This window comes from Microbacterium sp. NPDC019599 (genome assembly GCF_040632175.1).
GTDB lineage: Bacteria > Actinomycetota > Actinomycetes > Actinomycetales > Microbacteriaceae > Microbacterium.
Genome location: NZ_JBEYBL010000012.1, coordinates 96,687 through 118,898 on the forward strand (window position 1 = coordinate 96,687; position 22,212 = coordinate 118,898).

The 22,212-nt window shown below is 70.3% G+C and carries 6 protein-coding genes; 3 read left to right on the forward strand and 3 right to left on the reverse strand.

What is annotated here, in order from left to right; genetic code table 11:
• Positions 1 to 9 precede the first annotated feature (9 nt).
• From ABZ477_RS17655 to ABZ477_RS17665, 3 genes are all read right to left on the reverse strand, one after another.
• Positions 10 to 1,722, reverse strand: a complete 1,713-nt coding sequence (locus ABZ477_RS17655) for a response regulator transcription factor (protein WP_360135868.1) — start codon at positions 1,720 to 1,722, stop codon at positions 10 to 12.
• Between the two features lie 137 nt (positions 1,723 to 1,859).
• Complete coding sequence (locus ABZ477_RS17660; RefSeq protein ID WP_360135870.1) at positions 1,860 to 2,126, reverse strand: hypothetical protein; 267 nt, start codon at positions 2,124 to 2,126, stop codon at positions 1,860 to 1,862.
• 11 nt (positions 2,127 to 2,137) lie between these two features.
• Positions 2,138 to 3,886 (reverse strand): hypothetical protein, encoded by a 1,749-nt coding sequence (locus tag ABZ477_RS17665; RefSeq protein WP_360135872.1) that lies wholly within the window; start codon positions 3,884 to 3,886, stop codon positions 2,138 to 2,140.
• 215 nt (positions 3,887 to 4,101) lie between these two features.
• On the opposite strand from ABZ477_RS17665, the gene ABZ477_RS17670 reads away from it, so the two are divergent.
• The 3 genes from ABZ477_RS17670 to ABZ477_RS17680 are packed head-to-tail and all read left to right on the forward strand — an operon-like array spanning position 4,102 to position 22,190.
• Positions 4,102 to 12,723: a DUF6603 domain-containing protein gene (locus tag ABZ477_RS17670; RefSeq protein WP_360135874.1), complete on the forward strand. Its 8,622-nt coding sequence runs from the start codon at positions 4,102 to 4,104 to the stop codon at positions 12,721 to 12,723.
• Entirely contained in the window at positions 12,716 to 15,901 is a 3,186-nt protein-coding gene (locus tag ABZ477_RS17675) for a hypothetical protein (RefSeq protein WP_360135876.1), read from the forward strand. Before ABZ477_RS17670 ends, ABZ477_RS17675 begins: the two co-directional genes overlap by 8 nt.
• A 22-nt stretch (positions 15,902 to 15,923) precedes the next feature.
• Complete coding sequence (locus tag ABZ477_RS17680; protein WP_360135878.1) at positions 15,924 to 22,190, forward strand: hypothetical protein; 6,267 nt, start codon at positions 15,924 to 15,926, stop codon at positions 22,188 to 22,190.
• Positions 22,191 to 22,212: the final 22 nt, after the last annotated feature.

The following is a 22,212-nucleotide window of genomic DNA, read 5'->3' on the forward strand; positions in this document are numbered from 1 at the left end:
TTCCTCCTCTCAGCGTGCGCCTGCGGGCGGGACGAAGGATGGGGCATTCTCCCTATTTCCGGACTGATCGCTTCGAAGATGGATAGCGGCGAAGGCTGCTGCCTCGGTTCGGCTGCGCAAGCCGAGCTTGGACAGCACGCTGCTCACGTGGTGGCCTGTCGTCTTCGTGCTGATGAACAGGCGCGAGGCGATCTCGCCGTTGGACAGCCCATTGGCGACCAGCCGGAGAACCTCGATCTCTCGCTTGCTCAAGAGGTCGAGATCCTTCGGGCCGGTCCGGCCCTTCACGCCGAGCTCGCGGAGGAACGCGGCTGCTGCGTCGGCATCGGGGACCGCGCCGAGCCGATCGAATGCTGCGAGGGATGCTCGTGCCTCCGCGATCGCAACCGGGCGGTCGCGTTCGACGAGCGTGCGCGCCAGCTCCAGCCTGGCGCGGCAGGCCTGCAGTGCAAGGGATGCATCGCTGAACGCCTCCGCGGACTGGCGGAGGAGCGACGATGCGTCGTCGCGCGTCGCGATGGCGGCGAGCTTCCCCTCGGCGAAGAGCGCCTCGGCCCGATGACGCCGGCTCCGGGTGAGCCCCGCGACGACCGCTGTCTTCGAGACGGCCTCGGCCGCCGCCTCTGACCTTCCCATAGAGAGGTGCGCATCCACGAGGACCGTCAGGAGCGGGAACGCCGCGACCGTCAGCCCGCCGAGCTCATGGATCCGCCGTTCCAGGCGCGCCGCGGCGGCCTCCGGCGATCCGACTGCGATCTCGAGCACGGCCAACGGGCGCACCGCCTCGGGAAGATCCTCGTAGCTGCCGAGCAGCTCGCGGGCTTCCTCGAATCGCCCCTGGAGCACGCGAAGCTCAGCCAGCTGCGTGATGGGGTGCACACATCGGAACCCCATCTCGTGCGTCTCGAGATCACGGACCGCGGCGAGCAGCTCGCCCTCCGCTTCGTCGAGGCGCCCGGTGACGAGATACAGCCCACCGCAGCACGCACCGCAGAAGGACGAAAGCACGCCGTACCCGGCGGCGGCGCCGAAGCCGTCGAGGGGTCCGAAGCCATGGCCCCCTCCGACCTCCACCAGCGCCGCGGTCCAATCCGCGAATCGTGCGTTGTCCCCGAGAAGCTCCCCGAGCTCCATCAGGGCGCAGAACACGATCCCTACGCTCGCAAGATCCCGGGCTTCGCCTGCGCTCACAGCCGCCATGGCCTCATCCAGCCGAGTGACGCCCTCGTCCACCCTGCCGGCGGCGACCTCGAGCACACCCAGTCGGGCCAGGGACTGGATCTCCAAGTCCGGATCGTCGCGCCGGCGGGACTCCTCCACCGCGGACCGACAGTGCGCGATCGCCTCGATCGCATCCGACGCGGCTTCGGCGCGCGCGAGCGAGATCCATCCGAGCAAGGAGGCATCGCCCGCCGCCGCCGCCAGAGTCTCCGCCCTTGCGAGCCATCCTTCGGCGGCGGCATCGCTCCTCAGGAGGGGACGAAGCTCACGCGAAAGCCACACCGCAACGAGCGCGGCCTCCGTGAACCTGCCGAGGCGCTTGAAGCCGCGGTGCGCGCGGGCCCGCGTCACGATCGCGCCGCGGACATCCTTGAGCCACCACTCCGCGCGACCTAGGCCGTCCAACGCCTCCGGCGAACCAGCCTGTTCGACGGCAAGCGCGAAGCATTCCTTCGCCGACATCCAGTCCCCGACGGCGAGCGCGGCGGTCCCGCGGCTCACCGGATCCTCCCCGGGCATGGCACCATCATCGCGCGACCGCAGGCGTCGATCCAGCGCTCACGGAGGAGACGGTCAGGCAGCAGCGCAGCCGATGCGGAAGTGGGCCCTACGACCCGGGATGCCTCGCGGGAGGCGCGTCACACGATTCCCGGCTCGAACGCGAACCCCGTGTCCTGCAGCGCCCCGGCGACTTTGCCGACGAACAGGTGGGCACCGTCGGCGGGCACCTCGCGCAGATAGCCGATGAACCCGAGCCCGCCGGCGTCCTCCAACACTCCCTCGACGGGGACGGATCCGACCCGGGCGACCGACGGCATCGAGGTGATCGTGAAGCCGGTCCCGGTCACGGTCACTCGCACGATCCACTCGGGGATCGGGGGCTCGGCGAGAACCTCGAAGGTCACAGCATCCACTCTCATGACTTCACCAGCCAGACCGAATCCAGAAGTGTGCGCTGCGCGAACCCGTACGTCGGCCCGATCTCCAGCGTGCGGACATCGGCCAGGTTGAGGGCCGGACCTCCCACTGCGAACTTCGAAAGCTTGACGGTCACCGTCGCGAGCCGGTGCAAGGTCACGTTGGTGTCGACGGGGCCCATGCCGAAGTCGACCATCGCGCGATGCAGGGTGGGCTTTCCCGGCACGCTGACGGTCGTGAACGTGGCCGAGTCGACGACACGGCTCGTGCCTGCTCCGTCGATGAGCCCCACCGTGAAGACGGGAAGACCGCTGCCGGCGGCGATGGATGCGGCGCTGGTGACGTCGAAGCTCACGCCGAGCCCGAACTGGAGCAGGTCGAAACGCGACCAATCGCGATGAGCGGCGTCGACGGTGATCTCCACCACGGGCGGGGCGGGGCCGATGAGGCTCTCCTGCATCGCGAGGGCCCCGGTCTGATGCGAGGTGTGCATCTCCAGAGTCACACCTTTGAACACGACGTCGGCGATCGACTGGACGTCGGCGCCGACGACGGTTCGCGGACCGACCGATGAGGCCGCCGCAACCTCGAACCCGTCCACCTCGAGCAGCGCATTGCCGTGCGTCCACTGGAGGGAGGCAGCGTGTCCCTTCGAATTGGTCATCGAGCCGTCGAAGAGCCCGCGCTTCTTGCTGTTCCCCAGGAGCCGCCACATGAGCAGGCCGACGACGTACTCGGTGAGCAGAGCCTCGTGGTCGCCGCGGCTGTGGATCGCCACGAGGTCCGCCGGACGGATCCCGTCTTCGTCGGCCGACCACGTTCTGTTGAATCGGTTGTGCGTGCAACCCGGGGCGTAGACCATCGCCTTGGGTTGCACCGCCCGGTCGTAGAGCCGGAATCCCGTGCCCGCGAACGACCTCGCACCGCCCACGCCGGAGACGTCGCCATCCATTCCGCCGTAGAGGACGAAGTAGAAACCGGCCGTCGAGGCATCCAGCGACATCCGGTTCGCGGCGACCGCGAGGGCGCCGCTGAAATCCGTCGGCGCGAGCGAGATGACGCACTTGATTCCGGCGTGCTTGTTCGGTTTGTTGAGGATCGCCGCGCGGACGACCGCGTCACCTCCTCGCGAGTGACCGAGCAGCGCGACACGTGTGAGGTCGATGCGGTCATGCAGGCGGTTCGACGAGTCGGCATCCATCGCCTTGAGCGCATCGATAGCCCCGAGGATGATCAGTGCACGCATCTCGAGGAGAGAGCCGAAGTAGTTGGCGCAGTTGGTGTCCACCGAGACGGAGACGATGCCCTCCGCGGCGAGCGCCTCCTGGAGGTAGCTGTAGCCGTCGTGATTCCGGACCTCTACGCCGCCCTGCCAGGACTCGTGCTGCCCGTGCACGAGCACAGCGAGCGGGAGGCGCCCCGTCCCGTTGACCTTCGAGGTGTCCTTGGCATCCGCCGGATATACGATGCGCAGCCGACGCAGGAACTGATACTTCGTGGCATCCACGGGGTTGGCCCGCACGAACGTGCCGTCGATCGCCGCAACGCGTGCGGGATAGGCCGCCTTGAGAGCGGCGAACAGATCGATCTGCGTGGACGTGATCGTGAAGGCGTCGTTCGATCCCGACACCGAGTCGACGATGACCGGCTGGTCGATCCACTGCGTCTCCTCGAGCAGACCCGCGACCGGCGACCCTGCACTCGGCGCGAGATTGAAGAACCGCAGGAGGTCGTCGATGATGCCCACGGATCACCCCCCGTCGTTGGCGACGATTCTCGCCCGTTTCCTCACCGTCCGCTAGAACCGTGGACCCCTTGTGACGCCCGGTCCGCCGTGGCAGGCTTTCGCGTGATCGGCGTCCGTCGCGAGGCCGACCTGACGATCGCGGTCCCTCCTTTGCACCTCCGGGCTCCAGCGATCCTTTGCGAACTGCCGAATCTCCCTCCGACCGGAGGCGGGTGATGAGTCTCGACATCGGGGTTGACCCGCAGACCGCGTCGCTGCTGACCGCGATCGGCGTCACCGACGACGACGGGCAGCTCGTCGCGGAGTGGTTCGACGATCCGCTCGCCGCCATCCGCCGGGTGCTGTCCAATCCGACGCAGCGCGCCGCGCTCCTGAGGCTGCTCGACGATCTGCTCCCCGCCGATCCGTCGTTTCCCGGGTGGCACCCGCTCCTGGACACCGAGGCCGGGAACCTCTATCTGACGGTCGAAGACGACGTCATCGGTCTCGCGGCGGCTCTGCACACGGGCGAACTGGGCTCAGGCGTCGGCCAGGTGCAGGGGTCCGTCCGCATTCCGCTCGTGAGGATGGCCAACGACGTCGTGGCCATCGCAGGGACCGCTGACGGACCCATCCTCGTGGGGGTCGATGTCGGGTTCACGGGCGCTGACTTCCCGCTGTCGAGGATCGGCGCCGCCGTCAGCGTGCACTTCGACGATGACGCCCTCCTCGGCGTGCAGGCCGGCGTGCGGATCACGATCGACGACTTCAACCTCGGCGACGGAGACCCGGTCGACCTGGAGATCGACTCGGCGACCGTCGGCGCCGACCTCATCAGCGCGCTGCGGCTGCTCCTCCAGGAGGTCGTCGACCTCCTCGTCGCCGAAGCGGGCGGCAACGAGCAGCTGACCCGCCTCGCCGACCACTTCTTCGCACTGCTCGGCATCAGCGCCGACGACGCCTCCGCCATCCCGCCTCTCCCGATCGAGGAGCTCTTCGACCGCCCCGAGGCATTGCTCGATTGGCTGATCGACATCGTCGACAGCCCGGGCAGCCTGACGGCGTGGGCCACACACCTGGCGGGACTCATCGGCGACGACCTGCCCGTCGAGGGACTCGGCCGACCGGGAGATCCGTTCCGAGCCCGGCTCCTCGACTCCGACATCGTGGATCTGTTCCTGGTCCTCCAGGCGACAGACACCCGCGAACTCGAGATCGGTCTCGACATCCGGGTGGATGCTGGACCCGTCGCCCTCTCGGCGGTCGTGACCGTCCTGCGGATTCCGTTGCCGGGTCTTCCGGGCGTTCCGGTGGACCCGGGCGCCCCGGCGCGGGTCACAGCCTTCGTCCCCGAAGTGACCGTGGGCCTCGTCGCCCCCACGGCTGGCGATCTCGTCTCGAACGCACCCGATCTGCAGATCGGCCAGGTCGGGGCCGGCTTCCGGTTGACCGGCGGCGATCTGCAGCCGTGGCTTGCGATCACCGACGTCGTCATCAACGGCGACGAGCATGGCCTCGTCGATCTGACCGATGCCGACGCGGTGGTCGGAGTGGTGGCGGAAGCCGCACTCGGCGTGCTCGAGGACGCGTTCGGCGACAGCCCGGTCGCCCGCGCTCTGCTCACTCTCCTGGGCCTGCGCAAGCCCGATTCCGATCCCGACTGGGAGAGGACGCTCGACGCTGCGACCCTCGGCCGCGGCCCGACGATCGCCCTCGCCGACTTCCACCGTGGCGTGCTCGGCGACGAAGAGCACACGTGGTCGCACATGCTCAGGCAGGTCGCCATCCTGATCGGACTCACCCCCGCCGTCACGGGCACAGGGCTGCCCGGCGACCCGTGGGTGACCCCGATCGCGACCGCAGGCGCCGCCAGCCTCTCGCTCGCCGCATGGAATGCGCGCGTCGATTCCGATCCGGAGGGGATGCAGCGACTCCGGCTCGGCCTCATGGCCGGCGCGTCGCAGGGCGTCTTCAACGGGGGACTCCTCGTCGAACTGCTCGCGATCGAGTTGCCCGAGACCGGCTCAGGAACGGTGTCTCTCGTCGGCCGGTCGCAGCTCGGGATCACCGTCACCCCCGACGGACCGCTCGACCTGTCGGGGCTCGAGTTGGCGGCAGGCCCGACCACGGCCACCGCGAGTTGGCGACCCGGGGAACAGCCGACGTGGAATGTGACCGTCCCCGACATCACTGTGACCGCGGACGGGCAGACATTCGGCCCGTACGACTTCTCCCTGCCCGGACTCGAGCCCGACCTCGGGCTCGGCTCCGAGGCGATCGAGGTGCTCGGCCGGCTCCTCAGCTCGGCGCTGCGAGGCTGGGCCGGCGAGTCCGCGTACGTGCTCACCGCCCTCCTCGGGCTCCATCGCGACCTGCCGGAGCTGAGCGCCGACTGGCCCGCGCTGGGCGACCTGTTCACAGGGGCGGGTCGGTTCGAGCAGCTGCTGGACGACCCCGCCTCCGCCCTGCGGGCGCAGCTCCGGCACCTGTTCACCGCCATCTCGGCGGACGGCACCCCCTTCAGCAGCATTGCGCTCCAGCTGATCGGGCGGCTGCTCCCTTCCGGCTTCGCGCTCGACGGGGACGCAATCCTGGGGCTTCGGTCGATCACCGGCAACGGAACGTACGAAGACCCGTGGTCGATCCCGATCGTCAGCGCCACCGGAGAGCCCGCGCAGGGCGTGAGCGCGGTCGACGGCCTGGTGTGGCTCGACCCCGCGGGTCCGCCGGCGGAGTGGATCGCCGCAGTCGGCCGCCTCGCCGACGCGGTGAGCGAGGGCTCGAAGCTCACGGAGATGCTCTCGTTCGCATCGACGTTCCGGCCCCAGCTCGGGACCCTCCTGCGCGGCCGGAACCTCGACGCGCTTTCCCAGGGATTCGACGACCTCGCCGACTGGCTCACCGCCGGCGACGGCCTCGTGCCGCTGTCGTCGCAGCTGCCCGCCGGCTGGACGCACGGAGCCACCGTCAGCGCACCGCATCCCCTGCTGCCCCGGGATCCGGCCGTCATCAGCCAAGTCGTGACCCGCCTGGCAGGCGGCAGCGGGCCCGTGCTCCTCGTGTCGCCGCCGTTCGCGGACCACACGATCTTCGACGACCTCATCGAGGCCATCACCGGGGCGGCGCCGGTGAGCGGTCGTCACTTCGATCTGCGCGCCGTCCCCGACCCCTCCGACGTCGATCTCACCCGGATCGTGTCCGTCGCCGGCGTCTACACCGCCGACCTCAGCACGGGCGCGTCCGTCAGCGAGATCGATCAGCTGCGGACGGTCGTGCAGCGCATCCAGTCCCTCACCGGTCAACGGGTGCGGCTCCTCGGCCACTCGACCGCAGGTGTCGTCGCACGCAGGCTCGCCGCCGCGGATTCGGAACGGATCTCCGAGCTCATCACGCTCGGAACACCGCACGCCGGCTCGGATCTGACCCCGCTGGTCGACGCGGTCGCCTCCGATGCCGTGCGGCTCGCGGGTTCCGTCTCGGCCTCGATCGAAGGCAGCGCGATCGGGGCGACCGTCGCCTGGCTGAGGGCGCTGCTCGACGGCGCGGCCGGCCCGCTGGGCGGACCCGTGCGTCCCAGCTGGTTCGCCGGCGTCGCGGACGGCTTCGTCGACGTCGTCCCCCGATTCGCGATCGGCTCGCAGCTCAGCGGAGACGTTCTGGGCCTCCTCGCCGGATCGACGGTCTCCGCGCTCACCGCGTCGGATCCGCCGACCCACGTCGCGTTCGGGATCCGTCTCGGCCTCACGACGCCGCAACCCGAGGCAGGCAGCGGCGACGAGCCGATCCTCCTCGCGGCAGACGCGCGCGTCGACCTCGCTCGGGTGCGTCTGGTTCCGGATGCCGCGGAGCCGGCGCGGCCCGCAACGGCTCTCAGCCTCGGCACGACGACGTTCCGGCGCGATGGGTGGCTCGTCGGCGACGGCACTCTCCCCGACGGAGCGGTCACGGCCCGCGTGCGCGCCGTCGAGGCGGGGGTCACCATCACTCCGGCGGCGGCCGGCGCGGCGGCATCGTCGGCGACCGGGGGTCTCGGCATCCGTCCCTGGGTGCGACTGCTGGACGCATCGGTCGAACCGACGCCTGCCATGGAGGCGATCGGCCTCGGCGAGGACGGGCTTCGAGACGCCCTCGACGCCGTGCTCGCCGAGCTCGACGGAGCCCTCGCGACGAACTCTGCCGCCCGCGTGGCGTTCGAGCTCCTGGAAGCCGCAGGTGCCGTCATCTCGACGACCGAGGGACCTCGGGCATCGATCCAGGGGCTCGCCGATCTCGCGAGCGTCCCCAGCCGGATCCTCACGGAACGCCGCGCGGCGCTCCTCGCCGTCGTGCGCGACATGCTCGGCGACCCCGACACGACGGGCACCGATCTGGGCGGCCTCGATCCCGGCGCGCTGTCGATCGGCCTGCCCGAGCTGCCCCTGCGGGTGACCCTCGACGACGTGACCATGGTCGTACGGCTGGAGACCACCCAGGACATCGCGCTGGCCGGACCGTTCCGGATCGGCGGTCGCCTCGACTTCGACACCCGCACGTTGGCATCCACGCTCGATGTCTCGCTCATCAGCGGGCCGGTGACGCTGCGCCGCGCGGCCGACACCTCGATCACCGTGTCGGCGCCGCAGTGGCTCACCGCGCCGATCGCGCTGCGGCCGTTCGACGCCGTCGGCCTGCGGGCACGGCTGCTCGAGCTGGTCCCCGACCTCGCCGTGTCCGCTGTCGTGAGCGCCGTTCTCGGCGATCTCACGTCGGGAGCCGGAGCCGTGCTTCCGGTCAGCGCCCTCATCCGCGACCCCGTCGGATGGCTGCGCAGCCCTGCCGCCCTCGGCACGCCGGAGGGTCTCCTCGACGGGGCGAGGATCAACGACCTGCTGCGCACGATCGCCGGTGCGCTCGGCCTCGACGCCGCCGACGGACTGGGCCTTCCGGGCGGCTTCCTCCTGACGGCATCCGGAAGCGCGCCGCTGCATGCGCAGCTCGAGGGCACGTTCGGCGACGACTCCGACACCGTGAGCGCGACCGTGGCGCTCGGCGTCGACCTGACGACGACGGGCCCGCTTCCCAGGGACGTGCGCGCGGCCCCGACCGGCACGATCACGCTCGACCTGACGCTGCCCGGTGAGTGGGGCGACCTCACGATCGCCTTCGGCGTCGACTCGACAGGCGTCCGGCTCGTCGTGACCCCCGACAATGTCGCTCCGATCCAGCTCCTGCCGACCGTCACGGGCCTCGGCGAGCTGCTCGGCACCGCCGTCACCGCGCTCGTCCCGAAAGTGCTGCAGGAGATCGTCGATGCGCTCACGCCACCGCATCCGATCCTCGATGTCGCACTCGAGATCGCCGAAGCGCTCGGCATCTACGACCCGGCCGGGAGCGGGTTCACCGACGCCGCGCAGGCGGCGCAGCTGCGGAACATGCTCGACATCGGGTGGCTCGAATCCCACATCGCCGATCCGGGATTCGTCATCGGCCTTGTCCAGGGTCTCTTCGGCAGCGGGGCGAACCCCGGGGCGATCGAGCTGCCCGCCGGGCATCGGATCGAACGGGTGCAGAACCGCCTGCGGTGGGAGATGGACCTCTTCGACGGGTGCGAACTGGGCGCCGAGCTCGGCTGGTCGGCGTCGGGGCATCCCCAAGTGCTCGTCACCGTCACGGGGCTGGACACCGGACCTGTCACGATCACCGAGGTGCGCATCGGCTATCTCGAAGAGTTCGAGGGCCTTGTCCGCGCGAAGGTCGACGTCGGCGAGCCGCTCGAGTGGTTCGCGCCCGAAGTCGAGTTCACCCTCGCCGGCGACCGGCTCGGGTTCCGCATCCTTCCGCTGGGGCCGGCGGCCGCGAGCGAAGTCGAAGTCGTCCTCGTGCCGGCACCCGCCCTCACCCTCACGCCTGAAGGCGGATTGCGACTCGCGGGATCCTGGCTGCTCCCGCTGACCACTCGCTTCGTGATCCCGCAGGTCGAGTCGCTGTTGCGCACCGACCTGTGGGCGGGCGGGCCGAACGCGCAGGAGATCCTGAACGGGGCCGGGCTCGTCACGAGCGCCGACGGGGCGCTCCAGATCGTCGCCGTCTTCCCTGAGCCGCCGGTGATCGGGCTCGGTGCGCTCAAGACCGCACTCGGCGGGATCGAGATCGACGTCAGCGACGACCTCAAGCTCGGCTTCGCCGAAGACGCCGGCAGGCTCGGCATCAGACTGAAGGGCTCGATGCGCTTCGCGGGCGACGTCTCGGTGACGCTGCTCTTCGGCGACCATGACTGGATCGGAGACGCCGCGGGGGTCACCGCGTGGGTCGTCGGACCGTCGGCCGACCCCGCCCTGCCGGTCGCGCCGGCGCCCGGTCTCGACGTCGTCGGCGTCGGACTGCGCATCGCGGGCGCAGACGAGGACACCCCGCTGTTCGGCGACGAGGACGACGTCGTGCAGCTCGGCGGTGTGAGCGCGCTGTTCTTCGGGGAGTTCTCCTTCTGGGATGCCGCGACCGGGAGTGCCCGGTTCGAGGTCGACAGCCTCGGCGGAGCGATCGAGCTCATCGACACCGCGATCCGGGTCAACGGAGGAGACGGCGACTTCTTCGTCGCGAAGCTCATCCCACAGGAGCTCTCCGGCGGCTTCACCACCGCGATCGCCTATCGCGACGGGCGCCTCGAGGTGCACGGAGGGCCCGGGGATCTCGACAACGGCATCGAGCTGACGTTCCCGCTCAACCTCAACATCCTCGACGTGATCTTCCTGCGCGAGCTGTACCTCGCCGCCGTCTTCGGCGACCGGACCGACATCGTCGCCGCGCTCTCGGGGAACGCCGAGCTCGGGCCCATCGCCGTCGTCGTGGACCGCGTGGGGCTGCGGGTCACGATCACCGACTCGGGCGCCGTGCTCTCGTTCAAGCCGCCGGACGGCTTCGGATTCTCGCTGGATGCCTCGACCATCCGGCTGGGCGGGTTCCTCCTCGTCGACGAGCCTCGCGGCCGGTACGTCGGCGCGCTCGAGATCGCCGTGCTCCAGAAGTTCGCTCTGACCGCGATCGGCATCATCACGACGAAGAACCCCGACGGGTCGCCCGGGTTCTCGCTTCTCATGCTCATCACGGTGACGCTGCCCGTGCCGATCCCGCTCGGGTACGGATTCTTCTTCTCCGGTGCGGGGGGTCTCCTCGGCCTCAACCGCGGCATGGACGTCGACCGGATCAGAGACGGCCTGCGCACCGGCACGGCCGATTCGATCCTCTTCCCCACCGACATCATCAACCGCATCGACGTCATCGTCCGCGATCTCGAAGAGTCGTTCCCCGCCCAGGAGGGGCACTTCCTGATCGCGCCCATGGCGATGATCCAGTGGATGAACCCGGCGCTCGTGACGCTCAAGGTCGGAATCATCCTCGAGATCGCCCCGCAGCCGAACGTCGCTCTCCTGGGCGTTCTGCGGCTCGCACTCCCCACACCCGACGAAGCGGTGGTCGATCTCAAGGTCGCCTTCATCGGCGGCATCGACGTCGCGGCATCCCTCCTCTACTTCGATGCGGCGATCTACGACTCGTTCATCGGCTACGCCGACTTCAAGCTGAGCCTCGAAGGCGATATCGCGATCAGGCTCTGCTGGGGGGCCAAGCCCGACCTCGTCGTCTCGGTAGGAGGATTCCACCCGAGCTACACGCCCGCATCCCACCTCAAGCTGCCCGCGATGCGCCGTCTCAGCTTGTCGCTGCTGAAGGACAACCCGCGTCTGACACTGTCGCTCTATTTCGCCGTGACGAGCAACACGATCCAGTTCGGAGCGCGGCTCGAGTTCTTCGCCGGCGTCGACGGCTTCTCGATCAGCGGGGACTTCGGGTTCGACGTGCTCGTGCAGTTCGTCCCCTTCCTCATCGACGCGCACATGTGGGGCAAGCTCGCGGTGACCGCCGGCGGCGCCGACATCTGCTCGATCAGCCTCGACCTCGTGCTGCGCGGACCGACGCCCTGGTACGCCCACGGCAAGGCGAGCTTCAAGATCCTGTTCTTCACGGTCAGCATCGAAGTCGAGGCGACGTTCGGGGAAGCCCACGAGACCCTCATCCCCGCCGAGCCGGTGCTCGGGAAGGTGCTCGACCAGTTCCGCGATCCCCTGAACTGGACCGCCGCGCTCTCGGCGTCGGCATCCGCGGGGGTGACGCTGCTCCCGCTGCCCAGCGGCAAGCTCGTCGTGGATGCCGGAGGGATGCTGTCGGCCCGGCAGAATCTCATCCCGCTGGAGACCGACATCGGGCTCGTCGGCAAGACGCCCCCCAGCGACGTCAAGCGGGTCGAGATCACGGATCTCTTCTTCGGCCGCCTGGACGACCCGCTGAACCCCCCGTTCGATGCCCCGTTCGACGATGTCACGGCACCGTTCTCACCGTCGACCTTCGCCGGGTCATCGGGAACCAGCCCCGACCTCCTGAAGGCGCCCGCCTTCGAAGACCGCCCCAACGGCATCCAGGCGACGGCCGGGAGGACGCTCGAGGCCGACTTCGCGCTCCACCACGCGCAGAGCTACGAGATGATCGTCATCGACGATCCCGATCCGGACGCGCCGATGCCCGAGCGCGTCGCCGGGACTCCTCCGCTGGACTTCTCGGCGCTCGTCTCCGGCGGCGCGATCGGCGCGTCGGCAGCCGCACGCGCGCAGGCGAAGCTCGCCGAACGCGGCAAGGTGCGCTCCGCGGTCGTCGGCGAGCCGCTGTACGCCGTCACCACCAAGGACGTGCTCGTCCCGCTCGCGACGAACGGCCAGCCGGCCGACGACGCCGTGCTCCTGTCGCGCACCGACGCGGAGCAGCTGATGGCGGCGCTCCCGTCGGACGGGCGCCGCTTCCAGATCGTTCCGGGAGTGCAGATTGGCTGAGCTGCCTGAGTACACGTTCCTGCCGTGGTCCCGACGCGGGATCGCCGTTCGCATCGATCAGCCTGATCACCTCGGTGCGAACCCGGCCGAAGGCCCGAAGGATCGCGCCACGATGACGGCGTCGGTCGCGGTGAGCTCGATGCCCGTCCCCGGAGCGCCGCCGCTCGCGCCTGTCACGGTGACGCAGGAGGTGTCGCTCGTCGGCCCCGGAGACATCAAGGGCTTCACTCCCGACGCCGTGCTGCGGTCGATGCCGGTGCCCGGCAGCGTGAACGCGACCCCGGGTGAGCTGGCGTACGTGGAGTTCTACGACGAGGAGTTCCCGTGGCGGTACACGCCCGCCCACGCGACGACGGCTCACAAGCTCCGCCCGTGGATCGCGCTGTTCGTCCTCGCCGACGGCGAGTACACGCTGACCCGCGTCCCCGGTGAGCTGGCGATCCTGACCGTCGCCGTCACTGCGCCGCTGCCACCCGTCACCGAGACGTGGGCATGGGCCCATGTCCAGACCCAGGGCGACCTGGGTCTGGGAGACCCCGGCGACCTGCTCAATGCTCATGTGGACGCGGCGCCGAACCTCGCGCTGTCGCGGCTCCTGTCGCCGCGGCGTCTGGATCTGCACACGGGATATCACGCCTTCGTCGTACCGGCGATGGAGACCGGCCGGCTCGCCGGCCTGCGCGAGCCCTTCCCGTCGGTCGGGGTCCCGGCGCAACAGCCCTCGTGGGGCCAAGGTCAGCCGCGCCGCTTCCCCGTGCTGCACGACTGGAGCTTCCGCACCGGCGAACTCGCCGACTTCGAAGTGCTCGCGCGACGGCCGAAGGCGTTCCGGATCGAAGCGGAGGGCTTCGGCACGCGCGAGCTCGACATCTCCGATCCCGGAGCGGGCCTCGAGGTGGACGAAGGCACGACGGTCGCGTTCGAAGGAGCCCTGGCGCCCGTCGACTTCGACAGCCGGGTCGAATACCCGTCGTCGCCGGGGACGGACGTGGCCGACCAGGTGGAGGAGGTCATCGACCTCGCGGTCGACTTCCGCGTCACGGGGATCGAGGACGACGAAGACCCGATCGTCACTCCGCCGGCGTACGCGCGCAAGCACGCCGGACTGCGCAAGGTCGCGGACGCGACGGGTGCGACCCGGTGGGTGGCCGAGCTCAATCTCGACCCGCGCAACCGGGCGGCGGCGGGTCTGGGCGCGGAGATCGTGCGCCAGCGCGACGAGGAGTACATGGAACGTGCCTGGGCGCAGGTCGAGGAGCTCAACGCAGTGAACCAGCGGCTTCGCGAAGCCGAACTCGCGCTGACCGCCGACGAGCGCGTCTTCGCGAAGCACGTCGCGCACTCGAGCGTCGACCGCCTCCTGGGCCTGACGGCCGGCGCTCAGGCCGCGCTGCGCGCCCGCGCGACCGGAGACATCACGATCCGGGGCGAGGTGGACGCGAGCCGCGTGCCCGCCGCGGCGCAGGCGCCTGCCTTCCGCCGCATCACGCGGCCGGCGAGCCCGCTGCTGCGACCCGCGACGCCGTTGAAGAAGTCCCTCGTTCTGGATCAGACGGGCCTCACCGCGCACTTGATCACGCGACTCAACGACGAGCCCGGCAGCGCAGTATCCACCGCGCCCCCCGCCCCGGATCCCGCGCTCGCCGTCGACCAGAGCGACGTGCAGTCGGCCGTCGACGCGGTCGCCGCGCAGCTCCCGCGAGGCAGAGACGTCTTCCCCGTACTGGTAGGTGAGGAGGTCGAAGCCCGACGAGGCGCGGGTACCCTCTCCTCAGCGACGACGGCCACCGCACTCGAGGCCCTCGGCGCGGCGCTCGGTGCTCGCCTGGACGAGGTGTACCCCGAGAGCGAGGCTGCGAATCACGCGCTGCGCGCGGAGGTCGAGGATCTTCTCGCGCACGACGTGGACGGCGTCGCCGTCAGTCGACTGAAGAGCCTCATCGTCGGCACGGGTGACGACCCGACGGTGCTCGAGATCGACGCGCCGACCTTCGCCGAGTACTACGGGACCACGATCGACGGCAAGAGCCATCTCGGAACGGTGATCGCACCGGAGGGCTCGGAACGTGCGACCGTCGCTCCGAGTGCAGGTCTGCACATGGCGGCCGACTTCGCCGTCGCCATGTCGAGCTTCACGACCTTCGCCTCGTCCCGGCTGCTGCCGGAACCCCCGATCGCCCTCACCGCCCCCGCAGGGCTCGCGGATCAGGTCCTCGCGCAGCTTCGACCGCGCGTGGCCCTGCTGGCGAAGGTCGCCACGGTGATCGGCGGAGTCGGCGATCTCCGGGCCGGATTCGACGAAACCCGCAGGCTCAGCCCGGCGATGGCCCATCCGGAGTTCGACGATCCGCTCTTCGAGCCTCTGCGGCAGCTGGGACAGGACTACATCATCCCCAACATCGCGAACCTCCCCGAAGAGTCGATCGCCCTCATGGTGCCGAATGCGCGCTTCATCGAATCGATGCTCGCCGGAGTCAGCACCGAGTTCGCCCGAGAGCTCCTGTGGAACGAGTTCCCGACCGACCAGCGCGGCACCTACTTCGCGCGGTTCTTCGACGCGGCGGATGCCGGCACCGACCGGCCGCCCGACATCCCCAAGATCCATGAGTGGGAGCACGACCTCGGGGCGAACTCCCCGCAGCTCTCGGGCCTGCTCGTGCTGGTGGTCCGAGCCGAGCTGCTCGTCAAGTTCCCCGACACCGTCGTCTTCGCGCAGGAAGGCGAATACTCGGGCACCGGGTCGAGCCGCAAGCGCACGCTTCGGAAGGACGGTGTCGTCAAGTATCCGGTCATCCATGGAAAGCTCGACCCCGACATCTCGCTCTTCGGCTTCGAACTGACGGCCGAAGACGCAGCCGGCGAGGGTCCGGACGACGCGGGCTACTTCTTCTGCTTCATGGAGCGACCCGGGCAGCTGCGCTTCGGACTCGATCTCGACGAGGATCCCACGACCGAGCAGCCCGAGCTCCCCGACTGGAACGCCCTGAACTGGAAGCATCTGCACGCGGATGCAGCGGCCCTCCCGGCGCAAGTGCTCGTCACCGAGAACGCCGGCCTGACGCCGACGACCCCCGACCTCACCCCGTGGGGCCTGACCTCTGCGCACATGGCTTCGATCCTCTGTCAGAACCCGGTGTGGCTCGCTCGGCACGCCACCGACATGCTCCCGATCGACTGATGCGAAACGCGAGACATCCGCGATGACCGCCAACACCGTCGACTGGTCGACACTGACCCGCGATCCTGCCGCCGACGCCGCCGTCACGGCACTCGAGTCCGTCGCGTCGGCCTTCGACACCGCGGTGCCGGCGGTTCTGATCCCGGTGAGGATCGAGACGCGGTTCACGACCGTCGAGGTGTCCGATCCCACCGATCACGTGGTCGGCCTGCTCGACCTGCTCGCACGGATCGATGCGCTCCTGCGGCGACTGAGCGGTCGGGAGTACCACACGGTCCTCCTGGGCAACGTCAAGCAGAAGGCTGAAGTCAAGCTGCAGGAGGAGCAGCCGCTCTACGAGGCGATCGAATCGGATCTCGCCGCTCTCGGCGAAGCTCTGGCGGGGACGCGGTCGTCCCTCGACCAGCCGATCACGTCTGCCACACCGGAGCAGCAGCGCCGACTCGCCGCGCTCGTGCCGGCCGTGCGGGAAGGGCTCGGGACTGCGCGGGCGGCGCTCTCCGGTCTGAGGTCCGACTACCAGCGCGAGAAGTATCTCGGGCAGTTCGACGCGCACGCGGCCGCGATCGACGCGCTCCTCACGCTGATCGATCGCCGAGTGCGACCGGCGCTCCGGCTGATCGCGGAGCTCGGACTGCGAACAGGGGCCCAGGCAGCCCGTGAGCGAGGACTCACCCCGCGCGGCCGCGAGCTGCGTCCGGATCTCCCGCGTCGGCGCGAAGCCCTGCCGGTCGACGCCGGGCGGCCTGGGCCGGATCCCACGACGACGCGGAGCCCGAAGCACCGGATCATCCTCGACGACGGCACAAGCGCGCAGGCCCTGGGCGCCGAACGGATCGTGCAGCTCGACCGCGCCGAGCTGATCGCCGCCGCAGAAGCCGCGGAGACGATCGTCGCGGGGCTGTCGGCGCGGTCCGGCGCGATCGGGGCCGACCTTATCTCGGCCGCGGCCGGCATCGCCGTGCTGCCCGGGTCCCTCAAGGCGGAACTCCTCGCGAGGATCGACGCGGTCGCCGCACGCCCCGGCGCCCCCCGGCTGCGGGCGGAGATCGAGACCACGCCGAGCGACCGCCCGGACCTCGACATCCGCGTGCCCGACCGACTCGCGACCACGGTGTTCGCCCTGACCGAACAGACGAAGACCGTACATCAGCTTCTCGTGCGGATCTATCCCGAAGCTCTCGCCGTCGACAGCCACGAAGACGGCCTCACCGAGGCTGAGAAGACGGCGGGGTCGGCCTTCTGGACGGAGACCGCCGCGGCAGGGGCGGCGGAGGAGCTGCGCAAGGGAGCATGGCGGGCGCTCTGCGTCGGTCGCAGCACGCGCCGCGCGGCATGGATCGCGCGCGTCACGGCTCCCGTCGAGCCCGACGAGGCCGGGCCGACACCGGGCGCAGACGCCGCCGTTCGCATCGGCGACGCAATCACCGTCCTCGAGAAGCGCCTCGCCGAACTCGAGCCCGGGCGCACTCCTCCCGGGGAACGGCCCATCCGTCTTCGTCCGCCCCTCCCCGCCCGCACGCTGACCGACCGACAGATCAACGCGGTGGCCAAGGCCATCGAGCAGGTGCGGTCGGCGGTCGAGGCCGCGGACGCCCTGCCCGCGCGCGCCATCACGACCCTCGCTCCACGGCTGGAGACGCAGTCCGCGACCGTGGAGGCCCTCGCCCGCGTATTCGGCAACGTCCCCCGCGAGTGGCCGCGGTCGCTCCACGAGCTCGCGAGAGGCGTCTCGAAGATCCCGGTCGAAGCCCCGCCCGAGCCGACCGCTCCCGAGATCGGCACACGCGCGGGCACGTGGACCCGCGCGGCGTCGTCGACTGTGCTCCCCGACCGGTTCGCCGTCTTCACGGTCAGGGCAGGAACGGCGGGGAAGGTGACGGCGGGACGGCCGATACCCCAGGACCTCAAGCTCGGCGTCGACCCGAAGGGCGACACGTTCAGCCTCGATGATGACGGTCTCCTGGTCGTGCCCGACTCGATCCGCTGGATGACGGACTTCGACGACGCAGTCGACAAGGGCATGGCGTTGCGGCTGACGATCACGGCGCAGGAAGCCGAGGAGGGGTTCGACGAACTGCTCGTGGTCGGACTCTCCGGCGGCGATGCGGACGACGGCGACACGCGGCTCACCGCACTGCTCGATGCGCACCACTACACCGGCGACGGGCTGTCGATCCTCCCGATCGGGACGCCGACGAACAACACCGAAGACGACCGGGCGGGGTTCTCGAGCACGGATGATCCCGACCGCGCGTACCCCATCGAACGAGGCGCGCCCCTCATCTCGAGCGGGTCGGACGGCAGCCGTCTCGCCACCGCGCTCGGGATCGATGAGGACGTCCTCGCTCACATCGAGGGCGCTGACGGCACCGACGCGAGCGACGCCGAGGTCGCGAATCGTGCTCTCTATCCGGGGACGATCGGTCATGCCCTCGAGGAGCTGACCTCGGGACTCATCACCCGCGACGCGCGCGAGCGGCTGCGCACGTTCGCGCTCGCCGACGTGTCGGCGCGCGGATCGCGACCTGCGATCCGGGTCGACGATCAGCCCTACGGCGTGCTTCCTGCGACGGCCCTCAGTCGCTTCCGGACCGACCTGCGCGACTCCGGATCCGAGGCCGCCGCTGCGAGCGAGCGGGCTCGTCAGCAGCGGTTCGACGACACCGTCCTCGGGCTGTTCCGGCAGCTGCACGCCGACTGGACGGCGATCCGCAGGGGCGAATCGGGCGGTCCCTCGGTGAAGCACGCCTACAGCGACGAGATCGGCGCCGAGGGCTTCAACGCTCAGCAGCACTTCCTCGCGATGCTCGGCCTGGAATCGTCGTCTGTCGGGTCGAGTTATCGATTCTCGGTGAACGTCGCCGACCGGACGGGCGTCCGCGGCGAGCCGCAGCTCGGACTGAGCTTCGGAATACCGCCGGAGAACGGCGCAGCGGCGACCGCCGCGGCCGACTTCGGGCCGTTTGCGCTCCTGGAGCACCTCCAGGACGTGCTGCGCACGGCGTTCGCGATTCCGGCGGGATCGGACACTCGGCTGGACGGCGTCGTCTCGGAGGACTGGGAGGACGTGCTCGAACGGCTCTCGACGTCGCGCGCGTACGGCCTCCGCCTGCTCAACGGCGTGTGGCCGCTCGAAGGCGTCGTGTCGGTCGCACCCGCGGGCCCGACTCAGGGCACGGGATCGTGGATCCTGACCCTGCTCGGCCTCAGTCTCGCCGACCTCCGTGCACGGACCGAGAACGACGAACTCTCCAACGTCGGGCTCGCCGAGATGCTGGTCCGCCATGCGCTCCTGGCGGAGGCCCGGCGCGCGGCCGCCGACCTCCTCGTCGCGCGAAACGTGATGACGGAGGAGTCGCTTGCGAACCTCGGGACATCGAGCCTCTTCCAGACCTGGTCCGACGGGACCCCCTCTCAGACTTCCGCATGGGGGCTGCTGTTCGCCCGGGTCGACGACCTGGCCGCCCTTTCCGGCACGAGCGCGGTGCCGGCCGACCTGAACGGGCGTCTCATGGCCGACGTCCTCGCATCGCCCCGCCCCGCGCAGGTCGTCGAGCACCGGGGCGCCGTGACGGCGTTCGCAGGAATGCCGTCCGAGCGGATGACGACGCTCGTCCGAGAGCACCTCGACCTGTGCAGCTATCGGCTCGACGCGTGGATCGGGGGGCTCGCGGAGCGACGGCTCCGGACGATGCGGGACCGCCGCCGACGCGGTGCGCAAGTCGGTGCGTATGGCTGGGTCGAGAACGTCAGACCCGCCGCGGCCGCTCCGGCGGCCACGGGCGTGCCACCCGCGCTCGCGGGTCTTCCCGGACGCACCCTCATGACCGATGCGTCCGGTGAAGGGTTCATCCAGACGCCGTCACCGACGCACGCGGTCACGGCGGCGATCCTCCGCGCCGCCTTCACGTCGCAGACGACGGAGGGCTCCTTCGGCAATGAGATGTCGGTGAATCTCTCCTCGAGTCGGGTCCGCACCGCCCTCGGCCTCATCGACGGCGTGCGGGCGGGCAACGACCTGGGCGCCCTGCTGGGCTACAGGCTCGAGCGCTTCCTCCACGAGTACTACGCCCGCACCGATACGCCGACCGTCGTCGAACTGGACTCGACGATCTTCCCGTTGCGCGAGGCATTCCCCACCGTCGCCGCCGTCGACCCGTCCGTCGCCGCCGTCGCCGAGCCGACGCGATACGTCGTCGACGGTCTGGCCCTCGTCCGCGCAGTGCTGGACTGGGTGGAGGAGCACGATCCGGATGCCGAGGGAACTCTGTTCGACACCCTCCAGGCCCACAAGTCGGCGCATCCCTGGGGCCTTCCCGAGGGAGCCCTCCCCGATCGCCTCGATATCGCGAAGCTGGACGGCGTGCTCCGTGGAATCGACTCGATCGCCGATGCTCTCGACGCACTCGGCGACCTCACGACGAGCGAGACCGTCCACCAGCTCGTGCGCGGGAACCACGCGCGAGCCGCCGCGGTGCTCGCCGCCCTGGCGGAGGGCAAGGCGATACCCCATCCCGAGATCACGGACACGCCGCGCACCGGTCTGCCGGTCAGTCACCGGCTCATCCTGCAGCTGCCGCCTGTGCCCGCCGAGCCCGTGACGGCACCCGCCGGCTGGGAGGCGATCCCGGTCACTCCGCGGGCGGCGCTCGAGCCCGCGGTCAACCACTGGCTCGGCGCCCTGATCGGGGATCCCGCGGCGATCCGCATCCGTCTGGCTTCCGAGCAGCTGCCCACCGGTGCGGCGCTCCCGGAGGTGTCGATCGCCGGCCTCGGCCTGCAGCCGCTCGATCTCGTGGCCCTCCTCGCGAACGGCTTCGACTCGGCCGTCGGTGCGCTGACGGCGCGCGTGCTCGACGAGCTCCAGCCGACCGATCTGCCCCCGGATCAGCCGGGGGTTCCGACGAGCGACGGACCGCAGACGACGTCGACCGACACCTGGCGGATCGAGTCGCTGCGCGCCGCGGCGTGGGGTCCCGGCATCCGAAGCATCACGGATGTCGCACCGCTGCTGGAGGCGGTCGCCGACCTCCTCGGCACGGCGAAGCCCGCTGTCGCGTCGGACTACGCCGCACCGGAGTCCACCGCGACCGCGGGGGACGGGATCGACGCCGCCGACCTCGAGACGCGTGTGCAGCGGCTGCTCGACACGGCCCGCGAGGACGCCGTGGCGCTCGCCCGCGTGCTCGCTGAGGATGACGCAATCGACGCCTCCGTGCTCGACGAGGTTCCCGCGGTATGGCTGGGCGGCATTCGCGCCCGCGTCCCGGCCGATCCGGCGGCCGAGCACCCGAGCGCGTGGCTCCCGACCCTCGATTTCACGTCAGGCAGCTCCGCTGACGTGACCGCCCGGCTCGCCCGTCTGGACGGGTTCTGGTCGGGTCGCGAGGCATGGCGGACTGCGGCGAAGGCTGCCCAGGCATACGGGATCCGGGTCGGGCTTCCGCGTCGATTCCTCTCCCGGATCCAGGTGAGCACGGAGCTGCTGCAGTCGACCGAGGTCGCCTTCCTCGACCTGGCCGAGCGCTGCCGCGCCGCTGCGGCGACATTGGCCGCGGCATCCGACCCGAAACCGGCCGGCGCATGGACCCAGGCGGCGAAGGACCTCCTGGGCGACGACATCGTGCTCGCGCCGCGCGTCGGACTCGACCCGGTGCGAACCGATCTCCAGACGGCGCTCGACGCAGACCTCGTCGACGCAGCGGAGATCGACGCGTGGCTCGAGGGCGCCGCCGCCGTGCGGCCGGGCGCCGCCGACCTCGCAGACGTGCAGCTGCTGACGGAGGTGATGGGAGGGCGCCCGCTGTCGGCGTCCATCGCGCAGCTCCCCCCGGACGACACGCCGTGGCTGGGCGGGCCGGTGACCGACCCGACCGGGATGACCGGCAAGGTGAGTCTCGCGATCTACGGGGTGAGCATGCTCCCCGCTGCGGGGGCGACCGGAACGGCGCTCCTGGTCGACCAGTGGAGCGAATCGATCCCGTATCGCGAGGAGGTCACCGGCGTGGCCGTGCACTACGACCAGCCCGATGCCACCGCACCCCAGGTCGTCCTCGTCGCGGTGCCTCCCGTGCTCGACCAGCCGTGGACGCTCATCGACTTCGCAGCGACCCTGCACGACACCCTCGAGATCGCTCGCAACCGGATGGTCGAGGTCGAGCACATCGGCGCGAGCCGGTATGGCCAGCTCCTCCCGCTGCTGGTGGGCGAGGTCGTCCCGCACGCCGTCGGATCCGCGGACGCCGGAGACCGCGTCATCCTCGATTTCCACCAGAACAATCCCTGATCGAACGGATCCGTGACCTGCG

What these genes read in the sequence shown, in the direction of transcription:
- ABZ477_RS17670 (WP_360135874.1), top strand. Translation starts at nt 4,102, where the DNA reads ATGAGTCTCGACATCGGGGTTGACCCGCAGACCGCGTCGCTGCTGACC.
- ABZ477_RS17680 (WP_360135878.1), top strand. Translation starts at nt 15,924, where the DNA reads ATGACCGCCAACACCGTCGACTGGTCGACACTGACCCGCGATCCTGCC.